23 protein-coding genes and 2 pseudogenes are annotated in these 25,541 nt (G+C 49.5%); 14 read left to right on the top strand and 11 right to left on the bottom strand.

The genetic code is table 11. The features are described 5' to 3' along the window. Positions 1-20: 20 nt before the first annotated feature. A complete protein-coding gene (locus tag DHAF_RS11735) occupies positions 21-374 on the bottom strand; it encodes a 4Fe-4S dicluster domain-containing protein (RefSeq protein ID WP_005814591.1) in 354 nt (117 codons plus the stop codon). Then, the gene (locus DHAF_RS11730; protein WP_011459597.1) at positions 367-2,700 is read right to left on the bottom strand and encodes a molybdopterin-dependent oxidoreductase; all 2,334 of its coding nucleotides are present in this window, start codon (positions 2,698-2,700) and stop codon (positions 367-369) included. Before DHAF_RS11730 ends, DHAF_RS11735 begins: the two co-directional genes overlap by 8 nt. Positions 2,701-3,226: 526 nt before the next feature. On the opposite strand from DHAF_RS11730, the gene DHAF_RS11725 reads away from it, so the two are divergent. Next, the gene (locus DHAF_RS11725; protein WP_005814588.1) at positions 3,227-3,742 is read left to right on the top strand and encodes a GNAT family N-acetyltransferase; all 516 of its coding nucleotides are present in this window, start codon (positions 3,227-3,229) and stop codon (positions 3,740-3,742) included. A 13-nt stretch (positions 3,743-3,755) separates the two neighbouring features. On the opposite strand, the gene DHAF_RS11720 is transcribed toward DHAF_RS11725, so the two are convergent. Then, entirely contained in the window at positions 3,756-4,049 is a 294-nt protein-coding gene (locus DHAF_RS11720; RefSeq protein ID WP_080518272.1) for an AIM24 family protein, read from the bottom strand. 402 nt (positions 4,050-4,451) lie between these two features. On the opposite strand from DHAF_RS11720, the pseudogene DHAF_RS26765 reads away from it, so the two are divergent. The 6 genes and pseudogenes from DHAF_RS26765 to DHAF_RS11690 form a co-directional block, all read left to right on the top strand. Next, a pseudogene (locus DHAF_RS26765) lies at positions 4,452-4,691 on the top strand (hypothetical protein); the annotation flags it as partial. Continuing rightward, the gene (locus DHAF_RS11710) at positions 4,583-5,008 is read left to right on the top strand and encodes an AfsR/SARP family transcriptional regulator (protein WP_011459595.1); all 426 of its coding nucleotides are present in this window, start codon (positions 4,583-4,585) and stop codon (positions 5,006-5,008) included. The pseudogene DHAF_RS26765 and the gene DHAF_RS11710, both read left to right, overlap by 109 nt. Before the next feature lie 274 nt (positions 5,009-5,282). Continuing rightward, entirely contained in the window at positions 5,283-5,765 is a 483-nt protein-coding gene (locus DHAF_RS11705) for a winged helix-turn-helix domain-containing protein (RefSeq protein ID WP_005814584.1), read from the top strand. Between the two features lie 139 nt (positions 5,766-5,904). Beyond that, the gene (locus DHAF_RS11700; RefSeq protein ID WP_005814583.1) at positions 5,905-7,665 is read left to right on the top strand and encodes an ABC transporter ATP-binding protein; all 1,761 of its coding nucleotides are present in this window, start codon (positions 5,905-5,907) and stop codon (positions 7,663-7,665) included. Next, complete coding sequence (locus DHAF_RS11695; protein WP_005814582.1) at positions 7,662-9,521, top strand: ABC transporter ATP-binding protein; 1,860 nt, start codon at positions 7,662-7,664, stop codon at positions 9,519-9,521. The genes DHAF_RS11700 and DHAF_RS11695 overlap by 4 nt, the downstream gene beginning before the upstream one ends. A 29-nt stretch (positions 9,522-9,550) precedes the next feature. Next, positions 9,551-10,240: a GTP pyrophosphokinase gene (locus DHAF_RS11690; RefSeq protein WP_005814581.1), complete on the top strand. Its 690-nt coding sequence runs from the start codon at positions 9,551-9,553 to the stop codon at positions 10,238-10,240. Positions 10,241-10,342: 102 nt separating this feature from the next. Here DHAF_RS11690 and DHAF_RS11685 read toward each other — a convergent pair whose 3' ends face one another. Beyond that, on the bottom strand, positions 10,343-11,188 hold the full coding sequence (locus DHAF_RS11685) for a DUF3102 domain-containing protein (protein WP_041272085.1): 846 nt from the start codon (positions 11,186-11,188) through the stop codon (positions 10,343-10,345). Between the two features lie 191 nt (positions 11,189-11,379). Here DHAF_RS11685 and DHAF_RS11680 point away from each other — a divergent pair, with 191 nt between their 5' ends. Both DHAF_RS11680 and DHAF_RS11675 read left to right on the top strand, forming a co-directional pair. After that, positions 11,380-11,604, top strand: a complete 225-nt coding sequence (locus DHAF_RS11680) for a DUF1659 domain-containing protein (RefSeq protein WP_005814579.1) — start codon at positions 11,380-11,382, stop codon at positions 11,602-11,604. A 53-nt stretch (positions 11,605-11,657) separates the two neighbouring features. Then, positions 11,658-11,897, top strand: coding sequence for a DUF2922 domain-containing protein (locus DHAF_RS11675; RefSeq protein ID WP_005814578.1), 240 nt, complete (start codon positions 11,658-11,660; stop codon positions 11,895-11,897). Between the two features lie 284 nt (positions 11,898-12,181). Here the strand turns inward: DHAF_RS11675 and DHAF_RS11670 are convergent, their stop codons facing one another. The 7 genes and pseudogenes from DHAF_RS11670 to DHAF_RS11640 form a co-directional block, all read right to left on the bottom strand. Next, the gene (locus DHAF_RS11670) at positions 12,182-12,577 is read right to left on the bottom strand and encodes a response regulator (RefSeq protein ID WP_005814577.1); all 396 of its coding nucleotides are present in this window, start codon (positions 12,575-12,577) and stop codon (positions 12,182-12,184) included. Then, positions 12,571-12,792, bottom strand: coding sequence for a hypothetical protein (locus DHAF_RS11665; protein ID WP_005814576.1), 222 nt, complete (start codon positions 12,790-12,792; stop codon positions 12,571-12,573). The genes DHAF_RS11670 and DHAF_RS11665 overlap by 7 nt, the downstream gene beginning before the upstream one ends. A 789-nt stretch (positions 12,793-13,581) precedes the next feature. Next, positions 13,582-14,432, bottom strand: a pseudogene (locus tag DHAF_RS11660) (Rpn family recombination-promoting nuclease/putative transposase). Between the two features lie 195 nt (positions 14,433-14,627). Further along, on the bottom strand, positions 14,628-14,984 hold the full coding sequence (locus DHAF_RS11655) for a hypothetical protein (RefSeq protein WP_015943987.1): 357 nt from the start codon (positions 14,982-14,984) through the stop codon (positions 14,628-14,630). A gap of 22 nt (positions 14,985-15,006) precedes the next feature. After that, positions 15,007-15,561: a 4Fe-4S dicluster domain-containing protein gene (locus DHAF_RS11650; protein ID WP_015943986.1), complete on the bottom strand. Its 555-nt coding sequence runs from the start codon at positions 15,559-15,561 to the stop codon at positions 15,007-15,009. Further along, positions 15,554-17,545 carry a molybdopterin-dependent oxidoreductase gene (locus tag DHAF_RS11645; protein WP_015943985.1) on the bottom strand — a complete coding sequence of 664 codons (1,992 nt, stop codon included), beginning with the start codon at positions 17,543-17,545 and terminating at the stop codon, positions 15,554-15,556. Before DHAF_RS11645 ends, DHAF_RS11650 begins: the two co-directional genes overlap by 8 nt. A 37-nt stretch (positions 17,546-17,582) precedes the next feature. After that, positions 17,583-18,809 (bottom strand): PucR family transcriptional regulator, encoded by a 1,227-nt coding sequence (locus DHAF_RS11640; RefSeq protein ID WP_011459589.1) that lies wholly within the window; start codon positions 18,807-18,809, stop codon positions 17,583-17,585. A gap of 384 nt (positions 18,810-19,193) precedes the next feature. Between DHAF_RS11640 and DHAF_RS11635 the strand changes: the two genes are divergently transcribed. From DHAF_RS11635 to DHAF_RS11615, 5 genes are all read left to right on the top strand, one after another. Further along, positions 19,194-21,833, top strand: coding sequence for a molybdopterin-dependent oxidoreductase (locus DHAF_RS11635; RefSeq protein WP_005814569.1), 2,640 nt, complete (start codon positions 19,194-19,196; stop codon positions 21,831-21,833). A 19-nt stretch (positions 21,834-21,852) separates the two neighbouring features. Continuing rightward, a complete protein-coding gene (locus DHAF_RS11630; protein WP_005814568.1) occupies positions 21,853-22,428 on the top strand; it encodes a 4Fe-4S dicluster domain-containing protein in 576 nt (191 codons plus the stop codon). A gap of 3 nt (positions 22,429-22,431) precedes the next feature. Further along, on the top strand, positions 22,432-23,244 hold the full coding sequence (locus tag DHAF_RS11625) for a dimethyl sulfoxide reductase anchor subunit family protein (protein WP_015943984.1): 813 nt from the start codon (positions 22,432-22,434) through the stop codon (positions 23,242-23,244). 89 nt (positions 23,245-23,333) lie between these two features. Beyond that, on the top strand, positions 23,334-24,125 hold the full coding sequence (locus tag DHAF_RS11620; RefSeq protein ID WP_005814566.1) for a dimethyl sulfoxide reductase anchor subunit family protein: 792 nt from the start codon (positions 23,334-23,336) through the stop codon (positions 24,123-24,125). 19 nt (positions 24,126-24,144) lie between these two features. Beyond that, a complete protein-coding gene (locus tag DHAF_RS11615; RefSeq protein WP_005814565.1) occupies positions 24,145-25,506 on the top strand; it encodes a 4Fe-4S binding protein in 1,362 nt (453 codons plus the stop codon). Positions 25,507-25,541 lie beyond the last annotated feature (35 nt).

The following is a 25,541-nucleotide window of genomic DNA, read 5'->3' as shown; positions in this document are numbered from 1 at the left end:
CGGCGAAAGTCCAGGCTTGCTTATTGCCGGGGGGCAATCAGGGACATTCTTGATTTCCCCTGCATCTTTTTAACCAGCTCTTCCACCGGTCCGTGATACATGCACCAGGCCTGACAATGCTGGACACAGCTGGGCATTTTCCCTGCGGCCACACGCTCCTCACATAGATTGCATTGCTTAGTAATCACCGGCATGTAGACCCATTCCCAGCGATCCTCCCCGATGGGCCAGGGACCAACTTCCGTCAGTTTGATGCCAAATTGATTGGCGGGCAAATTCAATTCTTTCTTACAGGCCACTTCACAGCTATGGCAGCCCGTGCAAAACTCATAATCAATTAAAATACCATAGACTTTCTCATCCTTATCAGCCATGTTTGAACCCTCCCAGCTTGACCACTTGTTCTGTCGGCGAAATCAAATCATTGACTCCTTCTTCGACTTTATAGATTTTGCACAGCATGCTCTTGATCGGTGAACCAATCCCACCTTGCCCGGTTACCTCGGCCCGGGTCAGGTTGTTGGGATTGCTGTCGAATACGCCGAACCAATTTTCCGGACCTTGTTCCGGGAACCACCAGCCGTGCTCCGCGTTAATAACCTGGGGATTGATGCCCGGTGTCAGATAGGCTTTTTGTTTAAAGCGGCCCCGGGGGCTTTCGATCCAGACCCACTCCCCTTCTTTGATGCCATTGGCTGCAGCCACCTCGGGGTGCATGGTCACCAGGGGATCGGGATGGAATTCCCGCATGGTGGGCAGCTGGCGGTGTTCAGAATGGAAGAACTCATAGGAGCGGGCCCCTGTGGTCAGAATCAAGGGATACTCTGCGTAGAGCTCAGGGGTGGTCACCGGTCCTTCCGGGGGCTCGATGTGGAAAGGAAGGGGGTCCAGCTCCCACTGCATATACATCAGAGGGGCCAGCTCCAACTTGCCGGTGGGGGTATTGAAGCCCATCTCACCGTCTTCACGGAGCATGCCTTTTTCATACTTGCGGTAGGCCGCATCCCAATCCCAATACTCCCAGGTCTTCTCACGCAGGTCGCTCCAATTCCCCGGATAATCCCCGTCCATGGTCAGATACCAGTTGAGGAGATCCACATCATTCTCAAAGGGGAAGGCTTCCGGGTTCAGCCTTTTGCCGAATTCCACCACGATTTCCTCGTCCCCTTTGGCTTCATAGTATTGGCAGACTTTGCTCTGGGCCCGCATGGGTGTCCACCAGTTGCGGACACTGTTGCGCTCAGGTCCCATTCCCACCGGCAGAACGATATCGGCCACGGCTACGGCCGTCGGGGTCAGGAAGGGATCGGCTACGAGAATAAACTCCATTTTCTTCATGGCCTCCAGAGCCCGGGGAGCATCCATGGCGGGACAGGCCAGTGAATTGCTGCTTTGCACCCAAAGCATCTTTAGGGGATAAGGTTTGCCCGTTTCCATAGCCCGCAGGATGACATCCGAATCAGCATGGGGAACAATACTGTTCTCGGCAACCCCCTTGGCTGCCCCATTCAGTTTCTTGGCGGCTACTTCCGGAGGGGTGAACTCGCTGCCGCAATTATAATGACGGTGGGCGTTAAAGGCATGTCTGACCAGCAGCATTCCGCCGGGAACATCGATATTCCCGGTGATGCCGATGAGATCGGCCACCGCTAAAACCAAGGACATACAGGATATCTGCTGTTCAAAAGCCAGACCCCATTGAATCGCCGCCGGTTTGGCCTGGGCGAAGAGGCGGGCGGCCTTTTGGATCTTTTCCGCCGGTAACCCGGTGATTTCCGCAACTTTAGCCACGGGATATTCTTTTACCCTTGCGGCCAGCTCTTCAAAACCATAGGTCCAGTTTTCCACAAAGTCGTGATCATAAAGATCCTCTTCAATAATGATATTGAGCATGCCAATGGCCAGGGCCGCATCGGTTCCCGGACGGATGGGCAGCCAGACTTCCGCTCTGGCCGACCACCAGGTCAGGCGGGGGTCCACGGAGATTATTTTGGTGCCCATCTGCATGCACTGAACCAGCCAATGGCCCAGAAATCCGTCGGCATTGCTCTTTAAGGGGTCGTTGCCCCACACGATCACACATTCGGGGGCCTGCCACTCAGCATTGGCATAACGGTCAGGATGCTGCACCGAAGCATCCACGATCATGAAATCCCCATTGACGGCGGTACTGCCCACGATACGGGGCAGATAGCAGGCGAATCCGGAAAAGAACAAAGTGGAAATATTAGGGGTCTGGATTCCCGCATTAAACAGCATGGGCAGCTGCCAGTTAATATTCCGGCCGGTACCGTGAACCCCTACGATGGATTCCGGTCCAAAATTCTTTTTATAATAATTTACCTTTTCACAAATCATTGCATAGGCCTCATCCCAGGAAATGCGCTGCCATTTGTTTTCACCCCGTTCGCCGACCCGTTTCATGGGGTATTTTAAGCGGTCGGGATGGTCCACCGCTTCCACTAAGTTCAAACATCTCATGCATAACTTGCCATTGTTAAAAGGATTGAGAGGGTCTCCCTCCACTTTTTCCAGTTTACCGTCTTTGGTATATAACAATACTCCGCAGGAATTGTGGCAGCCCGGCGCTGTGTACTGGTGGGAGCGGGTTACGGTGTATTCTCCCTCTTGCCATTGCCACTCACCCTCATGGTAAAGTTCACGGTTTATACCGGATAAGTACTCTTTGTAATCAGCCATGGAACGCTTCTCCTTTTTTATTATTTTTTCAAAAAGCAAAAACCTATTATTGTGAGCTGTCTTCTGCTTTTTCTTCCGTTTTGACTGCGGATAAATCAGCCTTGCATTTGACACAATTTTTAACGACACTGGGATTCAGTGCGCCACAGTCAGGGCATTTTTTGGGTTTTCCCGCACTTGGGGGCCGAAAGCACATGATTACACACCTCCATCGCTAAGCATGACAACAAGTAATGCAAAAACCGTACCAAATATAATAAAGAAAAGGGATGAGCCTCAACTCACCCTTTTTACAGCCTTTTTATTAAGATGTCCCTGAATAAGAAGTAAATTTTGAAAGTTTCATTATAAAAAGATCTTTTACAGGAATGGTGATATTTTTCATAATTGTTAAACGCCGGAGGCACTACACTTTGGCTGTTCCTTTTTGGTTTCTGACAAGCTAAAATAGTGATAAAATTACTTTTATACACACATGGGCACCTATGTCATAAGCACAACCTGAAAATCGGGAGGTAACCTAGAAATGCAACTGACTTTCCAACAATGCAGGCCGGACGATGTTCATGCCCTGCGGGACTTTTCTTACCGAACATTTAATGATACTTTCGCTCCTATGAACACACCGGCAACTATGCAAGCCTATCTGGAACAGTCTTTTAATACTAACAAACTCCATGGTGAATTATCAGATAGCAATTCGTCATTCTATTTTCTTTATGCCGGCAGGGAATTAGCCGGCTATTTAAAACTGAATGAATCCCCGGCACAAACTGATATAAACGATCCACATTCTTTAGAAATCGAAAGAATCTATGTGGCGAAAGAATTCCAAGGCAAGGGTTTTGGGTACGTATTGATCAACAAGGCTGTCGAAATAGCGAAGATGAGAAAAAAGTTCTATCTATGGCTTGGCGTCTGGGAGAAAAACCACAAGGCTATCTTTTTCTATAAAAAGAATGGATTTTATGAAGCTGGTGCACATTCCTTTTTCATGGGAGAAGAAGAACAAACGGATTTTATAATGCGTAAAGACCTCTAAGACACAGAGCCGGTCACCCTAAGAGAATATCTTGTGGTGACCGGCTCTTTTTCATAACCGCAAAAATCAGGATGACCAGCGAGCAAAAGGGCAGGGACTGGAGCCATACGGTCCCCGGTCCGGTCAACGTCCCCAAAGCCAGCCCCTCACCTCCGAACAGGGCATTCTTTATATCCCCCGCAAACCGGATGTCGTGATTGACCGTTTTGGTCATGGCCACCAGGCAGCCTGTATCCAGCTGAATGGTTTCCCCCGGCTGCAACTCTTTCTGAATGATGGTTCCGCCGGCATGCATGAAAGCCGGCATGGTCGTCTCTGAAACTTCACTTTCCGCCTTCGGTGCGATCACCAGGGAAGCGGGAGATTTTCAGCTGGCAGAGCGTTCCCTGCTCTCGGCTGTCCGTTCGGCCAAAGCGCAAAAGGCCTATCAGGTATTATGCGGCGCCTGTTTCCATCTTGCCAGGCTGTATTTCCATAGCGGCGACCGGGGAAAAGGACGCCGTTATCTGAAGCAGGCTATGGAGCTGGCATCGCGAATCAAATATTATATGTTCTGGGATATTCATATCCCCACCCTGACTGAAATGGCCCTCTTAAGCATCCGTCACAGCTATCATGCCGGCTTCGCTGCAGAACTTTTGAGCAGGTTTTACGACCCGGCAACAGTCAACTACCTGGCGGAAAAGCAAAAGCCCTCGACGAAAGCCGGATTGCGGTATTTGTCGAAGACTTTATATCCCACTACAAAGCCGATCAGGGGGAAGGGCTTTATCTCGTCAAAGCGGACCTTTTCGGCAAACCGGAAATTGCCGTCAACGGCGTCAAAATCCCGAATTCCGAATGGAAGACCAAAAAAATCAAAAACCTGCTCGAATACCTCCTCCTGCACAGCGGAAGGACGGTATCCAAAGATATCCTGCTGGATATCTTCTGGCCCGAGTCGGATCCCAAATCGGCCATGGTTTCCCTGCGCACGGCTTTGTACCAGCTCAGAAAGTCTTTGAGGATGCCTGCCTGAAGCTGGGTGTTCTCTATGCCGGGCAGGGCGAGACGGTCCAGGCCGAAGAAATCTTAAGACGCGCCTTGGCCATGGATCCGTACAGCGAAAGCATCTGCCTGGAATTGCTCCGCCTGCTCATGGCCCAGGGGATGCGCAGCAAGGCGCTCTGTCTCTATAACCGCTTCCAAAAGAACTTTGAACAGGAATTGGGGATTAAAATCGACGGCAGGCTGACCGAGGCTGTCCATCCCCAATCAGCCGGTTGAGTCTTCAAGGAGCAGAGCCAGAATCAGTCCTCAACTTTTGATTGCTTTTGAAGAACTGGCTTTCTTTGCGCTCACTGTTCCCCGCCAATACAATAGCAATAGACATCAGCCTATCGATGGAAAATGGAGCTTAATTTTTTCAATTCCTCTTGACTAGAAAATATAAATAGTATATATTATTAACACAGTTAGTTATCATATTTCTTGGACATATTTTAAAAAAGCCCCCCTTCCTAATGTACTGTAATAAGACTTGGATTGGAAGTGTACGGATATGCCATGGGAAGAGAATCAGAACAGCTTGAGCTATGTTGACAAAGCCTTGGCCGCCTTTAATGAAATCATGGCCAACAGCCGGAAAGATATGATGGAAAACCTCAATCGGGCCCATAAAGGAGAACTTTTTGTTTTGCATTACCTGGCGGTATGCAATAGAGAAGTTCTCCCTTCTGAACTAAGCGCGGCGCTGCAGGCCAGTACAGCGCGCATCTCCGCCTTGCTTGGCGCCTTGGAAAAAAAGGGCCAGATTGTCCGCGACATCGACAAGAGCAACCGCCGCAATATTCTTGTGACCATCACCGAGGAGGGGCGCAACCGCGCCGAAGCCGAGATGAAGGAGATGAAAAACAGAATGGTGCGGATATTTACCGACATGGGTGAAGCGGATACGATAGAGTTCATTCGGCTGACCCGCCTCTTTTCCGAGCTTATGCAAAAGTATTCTCCCCAAGAAGAAGGCGGCATGCCGAGCGGTTAAACGGGCATCCCTCATCAAAGTACAGATTGATTTATGCGGGCCATACAGTCCGCATTACTATAGTCCCATTACTAACAGAGTTCGTTACTAATACAGATGATGCCGAACCCTATACAAACGACTGGAGGAACAAACATCTATGGTAAGAATCTTCAAGTATCTCAAGGCGGAGGAATGGCTGATGGCAGGCATCAGCCTGATCTTCATCGTCGCCCAGGTTTGGCTTGATCTTAAACTCCCCGATTATATGGCGGAAATAACAACGCTGACCCAGACGCCCAACAGCGCCATCAGTGACATCTGGCTCAACGGCGGTTATATGCTGTTGTGTGCCTTGGGAAGTCTGGCTGCTGCAGTTGTCGTCGGTTTTTTTGCGGCCAAAATAGCCGCCTCCTTTTCCCAGCGGCTGCGCAGTTTATTATTCAATAAGGTTGAATCCTTTTCCATGGAAGAAATCAACCGTTTTTCAACCTCAAGTCTGATTACTCGTTCCACAAACGACATCACCCAAATTCAAATGCTGGTGGTCATGGGCCTGCAATTGGTGATTAAAGCTCCCATTACAGCGGTATGGGCCATCACCAAAATCTCGGGCAAAGGCTTCGAATGGACCATGGTCACAGGGGTTGCCGTTTTGATTATGATCATAATGGTTACCTTTCTGCTCATCGTTGCCCTGCCCAAATTCAAAAAGATGCAGACCCTTACCGATAACATCACCCGGGTAACAAGAGAAAATCTCACCGGCCTGCGTGTTGTCCGCGCCTACAATGCTGAGAATTATCAGGAAGAGAAATTTGAAACGGCCAACGAAGAGCTTACCAGCACCCAGATGTTCACCAACCGCGCCATGGCAGTCATGATGCCGGTGATGAGTATGCTGATGAGCGGGCTGTCCCTGGCGATTTACTGGATAGGCGCCTATTTGATTGATGCGGCAGGGGCGCTGGATAAATTAGGCCTGTTTTCCAACATGGTCGTCTTTTCCAGCTATGCCATGCAGGTCATCATGTCCTTTATGATGCTGGTCATGATCTTCATTATGCTGCCCCGCGCCAGCGTTTCGGCCAAACGCATCAATGAAGTGCTGGATACGGAACCCCGGATTTTAGACGGAACAAAAACCGAGGGCCAGCCGGGCCTGCGAGGTGAAGTCGTGTTTAAGTCTGTCAGCTTCCAATATCCCGATGCAGCGGAACCTGTCCTTGAAGATATCAGTTTTACGGCCTCCCCCGGTGAAACCGTTGCTTTTATCGGCTCGACCGGAAGCGGCAAATCAACTCTTGTCAACCTTGCCCTCCGCTTCTTTGATGCAACCCAGGGGGAAATATTGATTGACGGCGTCAATGTGCAAGAATATAAGCTGGAAGCCCTTTTCAATAAAATCGGCTATGTACCCCAAAAGGCTGTGCTGTTCAAAGGCACGGTAGAATCCAATGTGGCTTACGGCGATAACGGCGGCGAAGGCTATCCTCTGGATGAAGTGAAGAAGGCCGTACAAATTGCCCAGGGCGCAGACTTTGTGGAGAAAATGGACGGTCAATACCAAGCCGCTATTGCCCAGGGCGGAGCCAATGTATCGGGCGGTCAAAAGCAGCGGCTGGCCATCGCCCGGGCGGTGTGCCGCAAGCCGGAAATCTATATTTTTGACGATTCTTTCTCAGCCCTTGATTACAAGACCGACCGGGTTCTGCGCAGTGTGCTTAAACAAGAAACCGCAGGTGTCACCAGCCTGATCGTAGCCCAGCGCATCGGCACCATCATGGACGCCGACCAGATTATTGTGCTTGATGAAGGCAAAATCGTCGGCAAAGGAACCCACAAAGACTTACTCCGGGACTGCACTGTCTATAGAGAAATTGCCATGTCGCAATTGAGCGAGGAGGAATTGGCATCATGAGTGAGCATCAAACCAGAACACAAAATGGCGGCCCCATGGGTGGGCCGGCAAGTGGCCCACCCATGGGCGGCGGCGAAAAAGCCAAGGATTTCCAAGGAACATGGGGCAAGCTGATCCGCTACTGTAAAGGCTACATGCCCGTCATTATCACCGCCCTTGTCATCGCGGCTTTGGGGACACTCCTGCAAATCATCGGTCCGGACCAACTGAAGAACATGACCAATGAGATCACCAAGGGGCTGCCGGCCCTGATCAACGGAGTACCGGTGTCTGGGGCCATCGATTTTAACGCGGTCTTCAATATTGGTATGCTGCTTGTCTGTTTCTATGCAGCCTCAGGTATCTTCAGCTTTGCCGAGAATTTTATCATGGCTACGGTAACTGCTAAAATATCTAAAAGCATGCGCACTGACATCGCCAAGAAGATCAACAAACTGCCCCTCAAATACTTTGACAAAACAAGTTACGGCGATGTCATCAGCCGCGTGACCAACGATGTTGACGCCATTGGCCAAACCCTCAATCAGAGCCTCGATAATTTGGTGAGGGCAGTTACCATGTTTGTCGGTTCCCTGATCATGATGTTCTACAACAGTTGGATTCTGGCCTTGGTTGCCATCGGCTCCACTTTGATCGGGTTTGTTCTGATGGCGCTCATCATGTCCAAATCTCAAAAGTATTTTACCGTGCAGCAGCAGGGACTCGGCGATATCAATGGCCATATTGAAGAAATCTATTCGGGCCACAATGTTGTCAAGGCCTATAACGGCGGCAGCAAGGCGAAAAAGACCTTTGAGGAGATCAACACGTCCCTGTATGACAGCGGTTGGAAATCTCAATTTATGTCGGGGATGATGATGCCGATTATGGGCTTCATCGGCAACTTCGGCTATGTGGCGGTGTGCGTGGTCGGCGCGGCCTTGGCTATGAAAGGCACGATCTCCTTCGGCGTCATCGTTGCCTTTATGATCTATATCCGCCTCTTTACCCAGCCTTTGTCCCAGTTGGCTCAATCTATGCAGCAGCTGCAAAGAACAGCCGCCGCCAGTGAGCGTGTCTTTGAATTCTTCGCCGAAGAAGAGTTGGCCGGGGAAAGCCAGCAGCTCAAAAAGCTGGAGAATGTCAAAGGCCACGTGGAGTTTCAGAATGTTCACTTTGGCTATGAGAAGGACAAAACCATTATCAATAATTTTTCCGCTCAGATCAGAGCCGGCCAGAAGGTCGCCATTGTGGGGCCTACCGGTGCGGGAAAAACGACCATGGTCAATCTGCTGATGCGCTTTTACGAAATCGACAGCGGCGAGATTCGCATAGACGGTATCCCCATCAGCCATGTGAGCAGAGAAAACGTCCATGACCAATTCTGTATGGTATTGCAGGACACCTGGCTCTTTGAGGGAACTATCAAAGAAAACATCATCTACAACAAGCAGGGCGTTACCGATGAAGAAGTGATCGCCGCCTGCAAGTCTGTGGGCATCCACCACTTTATCCGCACCCTGCCCCAGGGCTATGACACCATCCTCAATGATAAAGCCAACCTGTCGGCAGGCCAAAAGCAGCTTGTGACCATTGCCCGCGCGATCATTCAAAATTCACCCCTTCTGATCCTGGATGAAGCGACCAGCTCGGTAGACACCCGTACGGAAAGGCTCGTACAGGATGCCATGAATAAGCTGACCCAGGACCGAACCTCATTTGTGATCGCCCATCGCCTCTCCACCATCAAAGATGCCGATCTGATTTTGGTGATGAAAGACGGCGACATCATCGAAAGCGGCGATCACGAGGAACTCCTCGGCAAAGGCGGCTTCTACGCCGAGCTTTATAACAGCCAATTTGAACAGGCTTCATAAAAAAACTCATAAAAGCAAAGGAGCAGCCGATGATCATTGAACGCAAATCCAAAGTCAATCTTCCCGATCTCACAGAACAGGATGGGCATCTCTTTCAAAGCTCCCGGGAGGATGCCAGAACCTCCTTGATCAAGCTCGCCCAAACCATGCAGATCTATAACGGCGCCATGAAAGTCGTCAGCGCCAAACTGGAATTACTCGATGATGAATTTCAATTCAGCAACAAGCATAATCCCATTCATCATCTGGAATACCGGATTAAAAGTCCCCTCAGCATTGGCAAAAAACTGCAAAAGTACGGCTTGCCGCTTACGGTCGAAGCCGCTCGGGAGAGAGTTCTTGACATCGCCGGCATTCGCGTGATTTGCAATTTCTTGGATGATGTCTATGCGGTGGAGAAAATGCTCCTGCAACAAGCCGATGTTACCTTGGTTAAACGGAAGGACTATATTGAGCAAGCCAAAGCAAACGGGTACCGGAGTTTGCATCTTGTCGTCAAAGTGCCGATTTTCCTGTCCGGCAGCACCGAAGAGATTCCGGTGGAAATCCAGCTGCGCACAGTTGCCATGGACTATTGGGCCAGCCTGGAACACATGTTGCGCTATAAAAATAAGGACAGCGATACCCAACAGTACGCCGCCATGTTGCTGGATTGCGCAGCTACACTGGCCGACACGGAAAAAAAGATGCTGTTTATCCGTCAGCATATTGAAGAATAACGGAAAGTATGACCCTCTGGGGTAAAGCCTAAAACGACCTCCTTACTGTTTTGAGTAAAGAGGTCGTTTCACGTCTTAATGAGCTATTGATTTCCAAACTATTCAATCCCCCACCTTTTCATCCAGGCATTTCAGGAGGAACTTTCGCAGATTTTTTTGATACTCCCCATGCACATTCTTATCGATCTTAACCAGCAGGCCCAGTTCATACACCACTTCTTTGAAGGCCCTTTCCAGGGCTTCCATTTTAAAGGCGGCTTTATGGGTAGCATTCTTGATTTGGGCGGCAGTAAGCTGATTCCGCAGCTTTTCATTGTTTTTGAAGAGCTGCTTATCTTTGAGCCTGCTGTTCTCAGCCTTCCTTTCAGCTACTTCCTGTTTCAATCCCTGCTTTTCCTTTTCCAGCTCCCCTGCCTTGAGCTTCAGCCCATCCCGCTCTTTTTCCAGTTGGCTGTTTTTCTCCTTTTCACCCTCCAGAGCTTTCTGGAGTTCCCTGCTCTCCTGCTCAGCCTCCTTTTTTTCCTGCCTGGCCTGCTCCCGCTCCTTAATGGCCCTCTGCAGCTGACGTACGGACATATTTTCGATATCCAGCTCGGCGATGAACTCTGCCCGCTCTTCTTCCGGTATATCCAAAAGGGTCAGTGCCTGGGAGTAAGATAAAATCGGAAACGTCTCAGATTTTGCTTTTTCCCCCTCCGGGGAGTCTCCTCCTGCCTGCCCGTACTCCCGGGCAACTCTCATATAATTTTCCGCCGTAGCCTGAGAATACTCTACATACTCTTCCAGCCATTTTCCCCACTCCCCGTGAGGAAGAAGGGCTTTCGCCTCGATCAGCCTCCGGCCGATCTCCACGGCACAGGTTAATTGGATTCTCCCACTGGACACTTTATAGCTGTTGATCTCCGCCGCGATGACCTGCGGGGTGCGTTCCCTTACTTGTTCACTCATGCCCATCCCTTCCCGGGTTTTTAATACAGTATATGGACCTGACATGACAGGTGTGACAACCCGTAACAGCAGCCGAAAAAAATTCTCTGTGTGACAACCTGTAACAACCGCCGGGGAAACTTCATAGGATGTAAGGACAGCCCGGGTCTGTCGATTCATCAGGAATCCATCAAATAAAGGTGGTGATTAAGATGGCAATAGAAGGAATTCCTTATTCTGCAGCGTTGGTGGTGGTCTACCAAACGGGGCTTTCCCCTCTTGGTGCCCCCATCACAAGGCAGAAAACGTTTAACTCAATCCGCTTTGATGCGCCTGAAGAAGCTGTATATGACGCAGCACATGCGTTGTTTGGTTTGACAAAGCATCCGGTTCTCGATGTGTTTTTTAGAAAAACCTGGGAACTGGCAGAGGAATAAGGAGGCACGAAGAATAATGAACGGAAGCAATTCCGATAAAAGGAGGTGCGGGAATGGCTTTATCAACCACTAAAGTCGCAAGGCTGATCTTTTCCACCGCCGGTGGCGGAACGTTCACCCTTACTCTTGCCGATCCACGGGAAGATGTGCAGGTGACTGAGATCGTGGCCGCTATGGAGTCGCTTATCGCAAGTGATATCTATCTGACGGCCACCGGGGCTTTAACCGGGATCAAGGATGTGAAGATTGTTGACACGACAGTCAACGATCTTTACGATCCGGCGACCGGCTGATCGATAGGCTGAGAAAAAACCCTATAGCCTATAAGGAAAACCGAGGCTGCGGCCTCGGTCCTTTTTTTCTCCTCAAATATTTGAAATCTTATCTTCATTACCGTGAAATCCTTTGTAATACTCCGGATACATCTCTCCTTCACATTTCCCGCAAGCTGCGTTGGCGCGGTTGAGTCTCCATCATCTCAAGGAGGAAGGCCATGTGGCTCAAAAATTAAGCTTTTGTGGATTTAGGCAGAAGCACCTCAATATGATGCAGCCCTTCAAGCTATAGCGATGCTCATCTACCTGCTATAACCAGGGCTCAATGCCGCGAACACCTGATCCAGAACCTCATAGACAGCTGCGGGCTGGGCCGGTTTGTTCAGAACCCGGAGCGGGGATACGGCTTCAAAATCCCCCGGCCCCTCCGAGGCAGTGACAAAAACGATGGCACAATCCTTATTGCGCTGCCGGATGGACGAGGCAGTCTCCAGACCGGTGATATTTTTCATCCGCTGATCCAGAAAGTACAGGTCAAACCGGGTGGGGTTTTCCTGGAATTGCTCCAGAAGGTCCTCCCCGCTGCTGAATTCAGACAGGTTAAACCGGACTCCGGACCGGCTTTCATACTCCTGGATGATCAGCTTTAGGTAGGCTCGCTGAAGGGCACCATCATCACACAGGCAAATATTCAACACGACGCCCCCCTTTCAGCAAACCCGGAAAAACCGAGAAAACCGGGCGTAGACTCATAAACCCGGCTCCTTATCCGGGCCGGGCTTATGCTCTGCGGGAAAGTCCAAATCCATTCTTGGACCCTGGATTGCCGTGACGGTTCAACTGCGGCGGTCAGCATGGCCTCCGCCGGTCCCTCCTCCTGCTGAGCTTGGCCGGTTCCTGCTCTACGATTCATAATTATATACTTCCCCCTTTTCCGCCCGGCACCGGACCGGACCCTCTATAAGAGTCCGACTCCGGCCGCCCGGCGGTGATCAGGGGAAATTAAAAGACGCATGCAAGGGTTTATCCCTACACATGCGCCTGAATTCATACTGTCTCATGTTTACTGCTCTCAAGTCGCACACAATCAGCACACCCCCGGACCGGCAGCCGATTATACCCCCAGGCCCGCGTACTGTTGTACTGGAGCGAGGAGCATTGTATAATGGATCTGTCGTCGTGGACAGCTTGCTGTTACGTGTAGGTGCTTGGACACCTTGCGCGTGCCTGTAAGTGCTGCTACACTTGCGGGCCGCGGCGGCCTTTTAATTTCCACCTGAATCCATTATAGGGGTATCGGGAGGGAATTTCAAGCCAAGTGGATAGTGAAGATCAGGATTTTATCCCAGGATGGCCTCTTATCTTCGTTTGCATTCTATGCACATCGTTCCGGAATAGGAATTTTCGAGGATTTTCTATACACCAACTTATTGTGCGCTTACAAAGTATGATCCTCTGCGGTAAAGCCTAAAAACGACCTCCTTACTGTTTTGAGTAAGAGGTCGTTTTACGTCTTAATCCGCTATTGATTTCCAAACTATTCTTTTATTCCTATGTAAGGAATTAAAGGCCGCTCTCGTTCTATAACTAAAGAGTATATTTATACAATTGCCAAATTCTCTGTAACCCTCTATCTCAAATTTCCGAACACTTGGCTATTTGAAATAGAGGGTTACAAGCAGCGCTTAGCCAGTATGAAAGGTTAGTTTTTCATTTCCTTCTCTATTCGCAGGATTTCCTCCTGGGAGAGCTTGGTCGCCTTGGCTATCACTTCCGGACTCATTCCCATACTCAGCATGGTTCGGGCCGTCTCCCTTTTCTCTTCTTGTCTGCCTTTCAGTTCTCCTTCTTGCCTGCCTTCTTCTCTGCCCTCTTCCCGGATCCACTGTTCAATCTGGGTCATTTTCAACACCTCCAACAATTTCCTTTTATTACTTTCGGACATAATCTTGTCGGTGATCACGATCAACGCAGCAATGGCGAATACTTTCGTCTTTTCATCGGTAGCCTTAGCTAGTTCGGCCGCTTGTATCGCCAGATCTTCTTCTTGTTGCCTGCTTTTCATGAGTGGCAGAAAGATCAGTTTCAGGGTATCCGTCTCATTTAAGAGCTGACCGCTTTCGATCTTGGCTTTCAGTCTGTTGTATTCCTGATCTCCATTATAGTCCTTCATGTAGATATTCTCGACCTGATAGAGGATGGAACCGCAGTCCAACCGCTCCTTGGCTTGTTCGATATGACCGGAATAGACGACGAAGGTGCGGATCTGACGCTCCTGCCGGCTCGCCAGCCGGGCGTCATAGTACAAGAAACGCTTTAAGTCCCGTTCACAGGCTGTGGTCTGGAATTCAGGTGCAGTAAGGTGTCATCCTCCAACAGAAAGATGATATCACTGCGAGTTTCCTTGGCATCAATCGTCGGATGGGCGGAAGGGAGCAACGCTTTGATTTTAGCCGTTTTAATCCCGAAGACGTCCAGAGTTTTATTTCTAAACTGTTCGGCTAAAACTTTCATAAGCACATCATTGTTATGATAGGATATCTCGGTGTTCAATTCTATTCTCCTCTCTTTATTTTATTACAGAAGGTTGCTCTTGACAATGAGGGACAATTCCAATTTATAGGATATCAGAACATACGTTCCCGTTCAAGAAAATTATGGATATAATTTCTCTGGAAGTTTCCCTATACACGTAATAAGGAGGAGGGTGTTGTACCCTCCTCCCGGACTGTGGACAAAAAATCTTTATTACAAAAGCTCATCCTTCTTCTCAAGAATCGCTTCCGCTGCTGCGCAAGCGGGGCAATCGCAATATTTTACCCCGGCCTCCTTGAGTTCCTTGGCATGGGCTTCCATTTTCTTTACCCTTTCTTCACCAAATATCCGCACACCGGTTGCTGACTTTGTAAAGGCAATCAGTCCGTCGATGGGCATGATGTCCATTTCCAGTTCCGCGATTAGCTTTTTGGTCTGCTCCGCTTCCCTGTCCGTCCCCATAGCATCCAGCCAATTCTGGGCAGCAGCTTTGGCCTCTGGGCAGCTGGGGCGCACACTTAGCAATTCCTTTGCTTTCTGGGCAACATAGTCTTTTACATCCTGGTTCATGGTTTTCATCCTTTCTTTTATATCATATATTGTCACTCTGCTTAAGAAAATATCTCCGCTTCGGCCGGGTTGGATAAAAGAGAATCGAAGGCTTCGTCAGACGAATATCGGTAAACCCCGGGATCACCCGCACCGTTTCCGGCAGCTGGGGATCATTGAGGTCCAGGGTTGTCAAGGCCCCTGTGGTGCAAGCCTCCACACAGGCCGGCGGCAGCCCGTGATCCTGACGGGGATAGCACATCTGGCAGCGGGTCACCTTATTGGTATTAATGTTGTACTGGGGTGCATCATAAGGGCAGGCCTTGACGCAGAGACGGCAGCCGTTGCAAAGGGAAGAATCGATCTCCACAATGCCGTCTTTTCGCTTATTAAAGGCATGCTGGGGGCAGACGCGGAAACATTCCGGGCTGTCGCAGTGGTTGCAGGCCATGGACAGATAGGTCCCCAGATCTATTTCCTTGACATGCCGCCAGTGGATATTGGCCGGTGTATGATTTTCATTGCGGCAGGCCATCTCACAAGCCCGGCACCCTATACAGAGATTAGCATTGAACAGAAAGCCCTTTCTCTTAAACATCGCTGCGCACCCTCCTGAGGTTAACCCGGCAATCAAAATAAGGGATACTTTCCCCAGCCTTCCCCTGACCGCTGATCAGATGATTGATGGGATAACGGTCACTTTGCTCCACCAGAATAATTTTCTCCGGGAGATAGGGGTTGATTTTAGCCCGGCCGCTTATCGAACCATGCTCATTATAGATTTCAACCAAAGAATCTTCCCGGATAGTATGCTTGCAGGCGATTTCCTCCGCCAGCTCAATGATGGGTTCCTCTCTATTCTCCCCATTAAGCCAGGAAAGGGTCTCATACTGGGTATGGAATTTAAGCAGGGATTGAGGAGTAAGCAGGTGGTAAGGAAACAGCAGGGATGACTCCGTTTCTCTCATATCCTTAAAAAGATGCGGCTGAACTCTTGAGAAACAATAGTTCCAACCGGAGAGCAAGCTCTCCTTCTTCCTTCTATAGGAATGCCGCTTAAGATCAGCAGGCTCCTCCAAACCATAAAGCTCCCTAATCTCCGGAGACAACTCCCCTGCTATCCAATCCCAAGGTTCCTTTTCCGCGGGAAAATTAGAAAACCCCGGCTGAAGTTCATTGAGCTTGCGGGTTAACTCCCGGGCAATCTGTAGATCGCTCTTGGCTTCATAGAAAGCCGGCAGGACTTTTTGATTATAGGAAAGCCAGTGGTGCCAAAAGCTCACATGCAAATCTTCCTCCTCAAAGAAGGACGCAGCAGGCAGGACAAGGTCGGACTGCCGGGCGGTGCTGTTCAGGTAGAGATCCACGGTGACGATGAACTCCATCTGTTGAAACAAATCACGCCAAGCCCGTAGATTGTAATCCTGGGCCAGCGGATTGCCGCAGGAAACCCACAGCATTTTAAGAGGCGGCTCCTGAAGCTTCATCGCCCTGCCCGGGAAATCATTGGCCGGCACCTCCCGGGAGGAGGTGAGCAAAGGCTGCTTTACTCCCTGATGCTTGGCTATATGCAGTGGAAATTCCTCCTGAGGCCGGTGGCGGAAATAGACTCCCCCGCCGACCGAACCAAAACTCCCGGTCAGAGCGGCCAGAGCACTCACGGCCTTTACCGATTCTCCGCCAGTGGGATAACGCTGCATGCCGAAACCCAGCCAATTAGCGGCTGGATGAAAGCGGGCATACAGATCGGCTAATTCTTCAACGACCCTTAAATGGACACCGGTGTGGGAACAAACTTCCTCCAGAGTAATCCCCTCAAGCCCTTGCTTATATCGATGAAACTCTCTGGTTTTTTGCCGAATGAACTCTTTATCGATCTTGTCACTTTCGATCAATAGTTTAGCGATCCCCCATGCCAGCCAGGCATCGGTCCCCGGATTGATCTGAACATATAAATCAGCTCTGTTGGCCGTATGGGTAAGGAGCGGATCGATAACCACCAATGGAGTTCCCTTTTGGCGTGCTTCATAGATAAACTTCATTTGATTGATATTGGTATTGGCCGGATTGGCTCCCCAGATCACGATCAAGCCGGCGTCGCTCATCTTCTCCGGATCAGGATTTCTTAGTTCATTTACGGTCTCCCTCAGTGCGGTTTCCCCGGTAGCGGAACAAATATCCCCGATGGGCCGGGTATGAGGACCCAGGCCTGCGAACATTCCTTCCACGGCCTGATGCAGCAAGCCGGCATTGCCATTCCCTTTATAATATCCTAAGCCCAGATTGGAGCCATAGCGGGTATTCAGTTCGATCATTTTAGAGGCGATAATTTCGTAAGCCTGATCCCAGGAAATCCGCCGCCACTCCCCTGACCCCCGTCGCACTTGACGCAAAGGGTACTTCAAGCGATACTCGTCCAAGGCATATTGAATTAAGGAATATCCTTTAGCACAGAGCCTTCCCCGGGTATAGCCATGCTCGGAGTCTCCCACAACCCGGGTCAGCTTCCCCCCGCTCATATGCGAAATCATGCTGCAGGAACCATAACAATGCCGCGGACATGTATTGCGAAACGTTGGCATACCCAACACCAGCCTTTATTAATGTTTAAGGTCCTTTTCAGGACAGCAGGTGAATCTTGTGCAGCCGCCGGATTTTAAAAGCCGCAGCCAGATCCAGGCGTGTATTAATATCTGCTAAGGAACGTCCGAGGATTCCCTCAATTTTATTTAAACGGTAACGAAGGGTGTTGCGATGTAAAAAAGTGGCCTGAGCTGTTTTATTCATATCAAATTGGTTATCCACGAGACTCTCCAATAGCCAAACCAGATTATCCTCACCCTCATCCTCTTCAGGCAAATCTCCCAGAACATGATGATAGTATTCTTTCAGATCTTCCAGGTCATGTTTGTACAGGATTCTTTCCAGACCCATATCGCTGAAAAATGGTACCTCAACTTCCAGCAGGCTTCCCATCTCACAAGCGACTTTGGCCTCCTGGTAACTGCGAAAGAGGTCATTGGGCTGGGCGTAGGTTTTCCCTACTCCGCAGATGATCCGGTAATCGGACACTGTGGTCTTAAACTGATTGGAAAGGCCCTCTATTAAGGAAGTGATTTCCGGTTTCCGCTCAGCCGCCTTTTCACTCTCCGCCGGCAGAATGACCACGACTTCGTTTCGATTCACTGTCGTTGCCGGATTTTTATAGTATCTATTGATCAAGGTTCGATCCACAGTCTTTTGCAGCACCTCCATAAGGTGCCAGTCAGGGGAATGAGACTCCAGATCAGGGACCCGTAAAAGCAACACCGTATGGGGTCGGTGGAAGTCCCAGCCCCATACTTCTCCCATCGTCATAATATCTTCGTTGCATTTAAGGTTGCCATAGAGTAAATCGTAAAAGAAAGCATTTTTTGTTTTATGTTTTTCCTGCTTCAGCTCCAACTTATTCTGAAGGTGGATGGAGTATAGAGAGAGGGCCGTTTCTATAATGGCTTGAAACTCCTCAAAGTCCGGCTTGACTTCATCATACAGCACAAAAAGATACCCCAATATCCGGCCATTGGGGGCGATGGCCCAGCCTGCCCCTTTCAGATGCAACGCTTCAGTGGATAGGGTGCAAAAAAATAAGGTCTCGTTATCCCCCCGCTCCCCTTCTATCACCATCTGAAAGGAGTCCAGATCCGGGTGAAGAAGTGTTGTGGATAGGGTCTCATAAGTCGGAGTAGAAACCAGGATAGGTTGATTCAACACCTCGGCAATGGCGCAAGTAAGAGCATCCAGCCCTTGGCCGGATGTTTTAAGAAGCTTCCGCATGTAATTCGGCATTGAACTGACGTTTCCCATAATGCTTCATATCCTCCTTCTTCTCCCTTGGTTCCCTCATCGGATTTCAATCACTCGTAGTTTAGCTTATCTGACCCTAAAATTTCAACCCAAAGATTTATCTCTGGCTTATCCATTAGTTACGGTGCACAGTAACCGCACTCAGACTTTGTGCATGTGAACATTTGATTCATCTTAGTCCATTATATAATGGAATCAGGCTTAGGAAAAGTCATTGGCCTTTCACAATTTACTTGCCAAGACTGATGGTAATATTTGAATTTGAGGCACTGCAACTTCGAATGTTATCATTAGTACAAACAGTGTCCGTAAATCGTGACTGCTGCGGCCAATACCGACAGAATAAGTCTATGGATATTTCGTAATTAAGAGGAGGTTAAAGGTGTGGCAAATCTTTTCCAAAAAATTAGCGAAAAACAAATAAGCCGTAGAACATTCTTAGCGGCAACTGCGGCCGGAACGGCCAGCCTGGCGCTGGCCGGCTGCGGCACTGCGCTCGCTCCGGTGGGAGCGAATTATGACGCAGCCGCAATTAACGGAGAAGGACAATGGATACCTGCCGCCTGTTGGTTTAACTGCGGCTATAAATGTTATAATGCCGCCCTTGTCGTGGATAATGTGGTTGTCCGCCAGAAAACCGATGATACCCACCCGGACAGCTTCAATAATCCGCAGCTGAGAGGATGTCTGCGTGGGCGTGCCCAGCAGCAACAGGCATTCGGTGTCGATCGGATCAAATATCCTATGAAACGCAAGCATTGGGAACCTCTTACCGGCGGAGATAAATCTTTGCGCGGCAAAGATGAATGGGTTCGGATTTCCTGGGATGAGGCCCTGGATTACGTAGCTGCCGAGTTAAAAAGTGCCAAAGAGAAGTACGGGAACAGCTCCATCCTGATGCCTACATGGGGAGATAATTTTTGTGATTTTTATAATGCCATTAATGGGTTTGGCGGTTATACCACCGTGCAGGATACTTCATCGGTAGGCACATACCTGCATGTATCCGGCATATTGGGCATTCTGCCTGCCGGTATGAACGATGCCAATGACCGCTTGGATCTGTTAAAGAGCGAGACCATTGTCCTTTATGGCTGCAACCCTGCCTGGGCTTCAGCAGGATTGCCCAGTTATAATCTGGTGCATGCCAAAGAGGCCGGAGCGAAGTTCATTTATGTCGGCCCCAGCTATAATGAAACAGCTAACTTGGTCGATGCCAAATGGATACAAGTTCGCCCCGGTACAGACACAGCCTTCCTGCTTTCGATAGCCTATGTGATGGTCACTGAAGACGACCCCCTCAGCAATCCAATTATTGATTGGGATTTTCTTAATCGTTGCACCGTCGGTTTTGATGCCGAACATATGCCGGCTGATGCTGCTCTTAACGAAAACTTTAAGGACTATATACTGGGCAAATACGACAACCAGCCCAAAACTCCCGAATGGGCTTCGGAAATCTGCGGTACCCCTGTACAAGATATTGTTTGGTATGCCAAGGAAATGCGCAAGGACAAGAAGGTTACCGTTTTACATGCCAGTGCGCCGGCCCGCTGTAATAATGCCGATGATTTTCCTCAAATCTTAATGACAGTGGCAGCTATGGGTGGTCATTTCGGTAAACCCGGTCACGCCTGTGGCTCTGGTCAATACTATCAATCCACCAACTGTGGCCCGAACTTGGTTATGATGGGCGCTTCAGGCGCTCCCGTGATTCCCAATCCTTGTACCGATATTATTACAGGTCCCGAGCTATGGGATGCCGTACTCAGCGGAAAATATAACCGCACCGGGCCAGCCCTCTGGGGGGATCTTGCCAGTGTTGGCCCTAAGGATATTGATATCCATGTGATCATTCATTCTTGGCGAAACAGCCTACAGACTACCCAAGGTATCAAAAAAGGCATAGAAGCCCATCGCAAAGTAGACTTTGTGGTAAGCTGTGCTTATTCCTTAAACGCCAGTGCCCAATACTCTGATATCGTATTGCCTATTGTTACTCAGTGGGAAAGACAAAGCTCTTATTTTTATCTTGGGTTTTATAACCGGGATGTACAATTCTTCCCATCCAAGGTCGTGGAGCCCCTTTATGAAGCGAAGAGCGATCAATGGATTGGGATCGAGCTCGGCAAACGCTTAGGCATTGATGTGAGCCAAGCCTATCCTTTGACTGAAGAGCAACAGTACCTCAATATAATTGCCGGAACTACGGTTATCAATAAAGAAGGTACCGATTATGAGACCTTAGTAACGATTACTGAGGAAGACCTTGCGTGGTGGGCATCAAAGTATGGAAAAACAGATGGCAAACCGCAACAAGGCAGAATCGGCCTGAAAGAACTCATGGAACAAGGGAAGTACCAGATTGAACGCCATGAGGGAGATAACTTTGGCAATATTACCTATGAAGCCTTTGTCAAAGATCCGAAGAACAACCCCCTCGGTTCAAAAAGCGGGAAGTTTGAAATCTATTGCCAAACCAAAGCCGATCGAATTAACGCCATGGGACGCAGCACCCTCAAACCCTATCCAAGTTATATACAGCCTTTAAACGGCTATGAGCAAAGCTTCAAAGACTGGGGCAAAAAGATCAAGGGGGATTACCCATATCAGGTAACCAATCCTCACTATTTAAGGCGGGCACATACTGGTTTTGACTATTTGCCCTGGTTGAGAGAGGCAATGCCCAATCCCGTATTCATCAGCGCACTGGATGCCGAAGAAAAAGGCATCAAAGATGGTGATACTGTACTTCTGACCAATCCCCATGGTAAGGTTCTGCGTCAAGCCAGCGTCAGCCAGCGGCTTATGCCTGGTTATATTGAGCTGCCACACGGTACCTGGTTAGAGCTGGATGAAGCTACCGGTATCGACAAGTCCGGGTCTGATAACTACCTTTGCGCCCCTATTACCAGCGGCCAAGGCGTTTCCGGCTATAACACTCAATTGGTCAATATGGAAAAGTATGACGGAGCGCCCCTTACACCCGACCACTTATGGCCAATGAGAGTTGTTAAACTCTAAACGAAGGAGGAAAACAAAAATGGCCTTAGGATTTTACTTTGATGTCAATAAATGCATCGGCTGCCGCACCTGTCAGGTAGCCTGCAAGGATAGAAACCGCTTGGATGTGGGCATTTTGTTCCGCAGAGTCAAAAGCTACGAAACGGGTGCCTATCCCGCTGCCAGAGTGTACCATTATTCCGGTGCCTGTAACCATTGCCAGGAAGCCAAATGCGTTCAGGGCTGTCCCACCGGCGCCTTGCATTTCGCTGATGACGGGACCGTCCAGCACGATCGCAAAAAATGCGTAGGCTGTAAATACTGCACCTGGAATTGTCCTTACAGTGTCCCGCAGTTTATTGAAGAAGCCGGCGTTATCGGCAAATGCGACAGCTGTAAAGACCTGCGCGACGCCGGAGAAAATCCGGTGTGTGTCGACGCCTGCCTTATGCGCTGCCTGGAGTTCGGCGATCTTGACCAACTGGCCGCCAAACATGGCGCTCACCTGGTCAAGGAATTGCCTGTTTTACCCTCCGCTCAGGTGACAAACCCCTCTTTACTGATTAACCCCAGGAAATTCTCTCTGGATCCTCAGTATAAAGAAGTGGAGGTGTAGACAGTGGAAGAGCTCGCCTTGATTATATTCACCATCTGTGTTCAAGCGGCTGTCGGCCTGATGTTATTTACAGCGGTTGCCAAGCAGTTGAACAAGGACGGTATCTTTAAAACCGCTGTAGCTCCTGCCGCAGGTTTAGCCATCGTGGGGCTTCTCGCTTCCTTCCTGCACCTTGGCCACCCCATTGCCGCTGTCAATACGCTCATGGGGTTCGCCACTTCCTGGCTAAGCCGCGAGATTTGGTTTACCAGCGCCTTTACCGGCCTGACAGTGCTCGCCGTCTTGCTCATTTACTTTAAACCTGCCGCTAAAAAGGCAATTAACATTTTCATTATCCTGGCTGCCGTAATCGGCCTGATTGACGTATTGGCTATGGCTTCGGTCTATACATCCTCCAGTGTTGCCGCCTGGCAGTCCAATTCAATTGTTGTGGAATTCTATGCTGCCGCAATTTCCATGGGAGCACTGCTTTTCCTCGCCTTAAGCGCCAAGGAGGATACCGGCAGGATGCGAAAAATTGTCGCCATTGCCGTAGCCGCAGCCTTCGTGATCCAAGCTGTCGCCATGATTCCCTATTACAATGGTTTCGGAGCCAGCGATAATCTTGCCCTTCAACAGAGTCATGCGATTCTCAGCAGCATGACACCGGCTATGGTTCTGAAATGGGCTGCCATTCTTGTGGGAGCCGGTCTGCTCTTCCTCCCTGCCAGGGAAAAGAGCAAGGACGCGCCTGTTATTCTAGGGGCTACTGCCCTGGTCGTGCTTGGTCAGGCCGTGGGACGCTATCTCTTCTTTGCCATCATGATTGTATCCTAGCAAACCTTTCTTCCGCTTTATTTTCCTCTTCCCGCTTTTTACGGGCGGGAAGAGGATTTCGCTACCCAAAATAGAAGGATGGTGAAACTATGGTTCAGGACGTTAAGTTGGTTATCTTCTCCCTAGGCCTGCAAGCTGCTATTGGCATCATGATTGCCATGATGATCGCCGGGAAAATGAATGGCAGAAATGAATATAAGCGGGCTTCGGTTGCTTCTGCTTTATTGGGTACGATCAGCTTGCTGGCTTTTGTTTTCTATTTAGGCAGGCCGGCGTTTATTTTTAATGCCATATCCCAATTCAGCCATTCCTGGCTGTCGCGGGTACTGGTCTTTTCCCTTCTATTCATTGGATTTGCCATCATTCATGCCGTAGTGCAATATGTCAATCCCGCCATCAAGCGTTTTGGCTGGACTGCCGGTGCTGTTGGTTTGATTGATGTTATCTTTATGGCTAATGTCTATATGAGCACCAGCCGCCCTGGTTGGCAAAGCATCGTTCCCCTTATTGACTTTTTAGCGGTCACAATGGTCTTGGGAATTGCCCTCTTCTGGACCATCCAATTGAGTGGGACAGATATAAAAAACCAAAAAATGTACGGCCTGATCGGGCTGTCTAGCGCAGTTATTCTAGGGGTAGTAACCTTTCTCAATTATAATGGTTTTGATACCCAAACTACTGGTCTGCTCCTTGGCATTCACCTTCTCCTGTTTCTGACAGGCGCTGTTTTATTGTTTATTCCCTCGCTGAAACCCGCCAAGGAACAGACGGGTTCAGGAAGAATGGCAATGGTCTATATAGGCACGGCAGCTTTAGGCGGCAGCTTAATGGTGAGCAGATATTTGTTTTATGCTGTTCTTATTACCGGCAGCGGACTTTAGACTTTAAAGGAACACAGCAATGAATCATGAGCGTTTTTCCATTCGGCATATCACCATAATCATCCCAGTTGTTCTTATCTTGGCCGCTATCGTCTATCAGCAGTTTGTAAACAAGCAAGAGACAGTTGCTTTCATTCAGCATCTGGAACCTGCCGCCTCCAGGTGCGAACCGATTGCCGGGGTCAGCGGATACCCTGCCTATAAGTTATGGGATAAGGATGACACTATCCTGGGTTATGCTGTGGCAGCCGGTGCCTCCGGATATGGCGGACCTCTCGGCGTCTTAGTCTATCTCGGAATAGATGGCATCCTTAAGAATGTGATCATTACCGAAAATTGCGAAACCCCCGCTTATTTCAATCGCGTGCTGAATGAAGGCTATCTGGACAAATTTATCGGTAAACAAGCCCATGATCCCTTTGAGCCCGGGCAGGATATTGACGCAGTAAGCGGAGCAACCTATACTGTTAAAGGAATCGCCCAAGCTGTTCGCAAGGGCTCCTGGCAGGTAGGCAAACATGAGCTGGGCCTCCAGGTTCCTGCCGGGACCCGCTTCTCGCTGGGTTGGCAGGAGCTTGGGCTGATTATCTTATATGGCCTGGTATTCATCGCTGTATCATGCCGTTGCCATACATTGCGCCCTTGGGTCTTAGCCATCTCCCTTCTCTTTCTGGGCTTTTTCCTCAACTCTGCCTTGAGCCTGGCAAATCTCACCAGTCTCATCAGCGGCAATTTACCGGATCCCTTGGAACGTCCCTTCTGGTATTTCTTGACGCTGGGAGTTCTTATCCTTACCTTACTCTGGGGAAGAAATTTCTACTGCGCCTGGCTTTGCCCTTTTGGCGGGCTTCAGGAGGGCATCTACAAAGTCCTGGGGTTTATGAAGTTCAATCCTTCCTCCCCAATGATGGCTCTGGCTCGCAAAATTCGCTGGGGCATCCTCTGGGCCGCGGTGATGGCGGCGCTTATCTTCAACAATCCCAGTATCGCCAGCTATGAACCTTTTGCGGTAAGCTTTGGCGGTCAAGGGAATCTCGGCCACTGGCTCACTCTATGTCTGGTCTTGATAACCGGGACCTTCATCTACCGTGTTTGGTGCCGTTTGGTTTGCCCGGTTGGGACTGTGCTTAATTTCCTTGCTTCTGTAAAGAGAAGAACCAGGATGCTTTTTCGCCCCAATGGACCAGTAAGCCGGCCTGTTGATTCGGTTTTCGAACATCCTTTAACCTGTGCGGAAGTAATTTGTTCAGAATGTGGGGCCGGTCAAGCTCGCGTACGCTGGGCCGATTTACCCGGCAAAGAAAAAGTGTTTCTTGGTATTCTGGTTGTGTATGTTCTCTCGATTATCATAACCTTATCTCTGAATATCCTATCCATTTGATAAGGGGATTCTGGTGCCTTCCGCAATTTCCTCTG

Source organism: Desulfitobacterium hafniense DCB-2, from assembly GCF_000021925.1.
Classification (GTDB): domain Bacteria; phylum Bacillota; class Desulfitobacteriia; order Desulfitobacteriales; family Desulfitobacteriaceae; genus Desulfitobacterium; species Desulfitobacterium hafniense.
The sequence above is the reverse complement of the archived record's forward strand: the minus strand, read 5'-3'. Positions and strand labels throughout refer to the sequence as shown.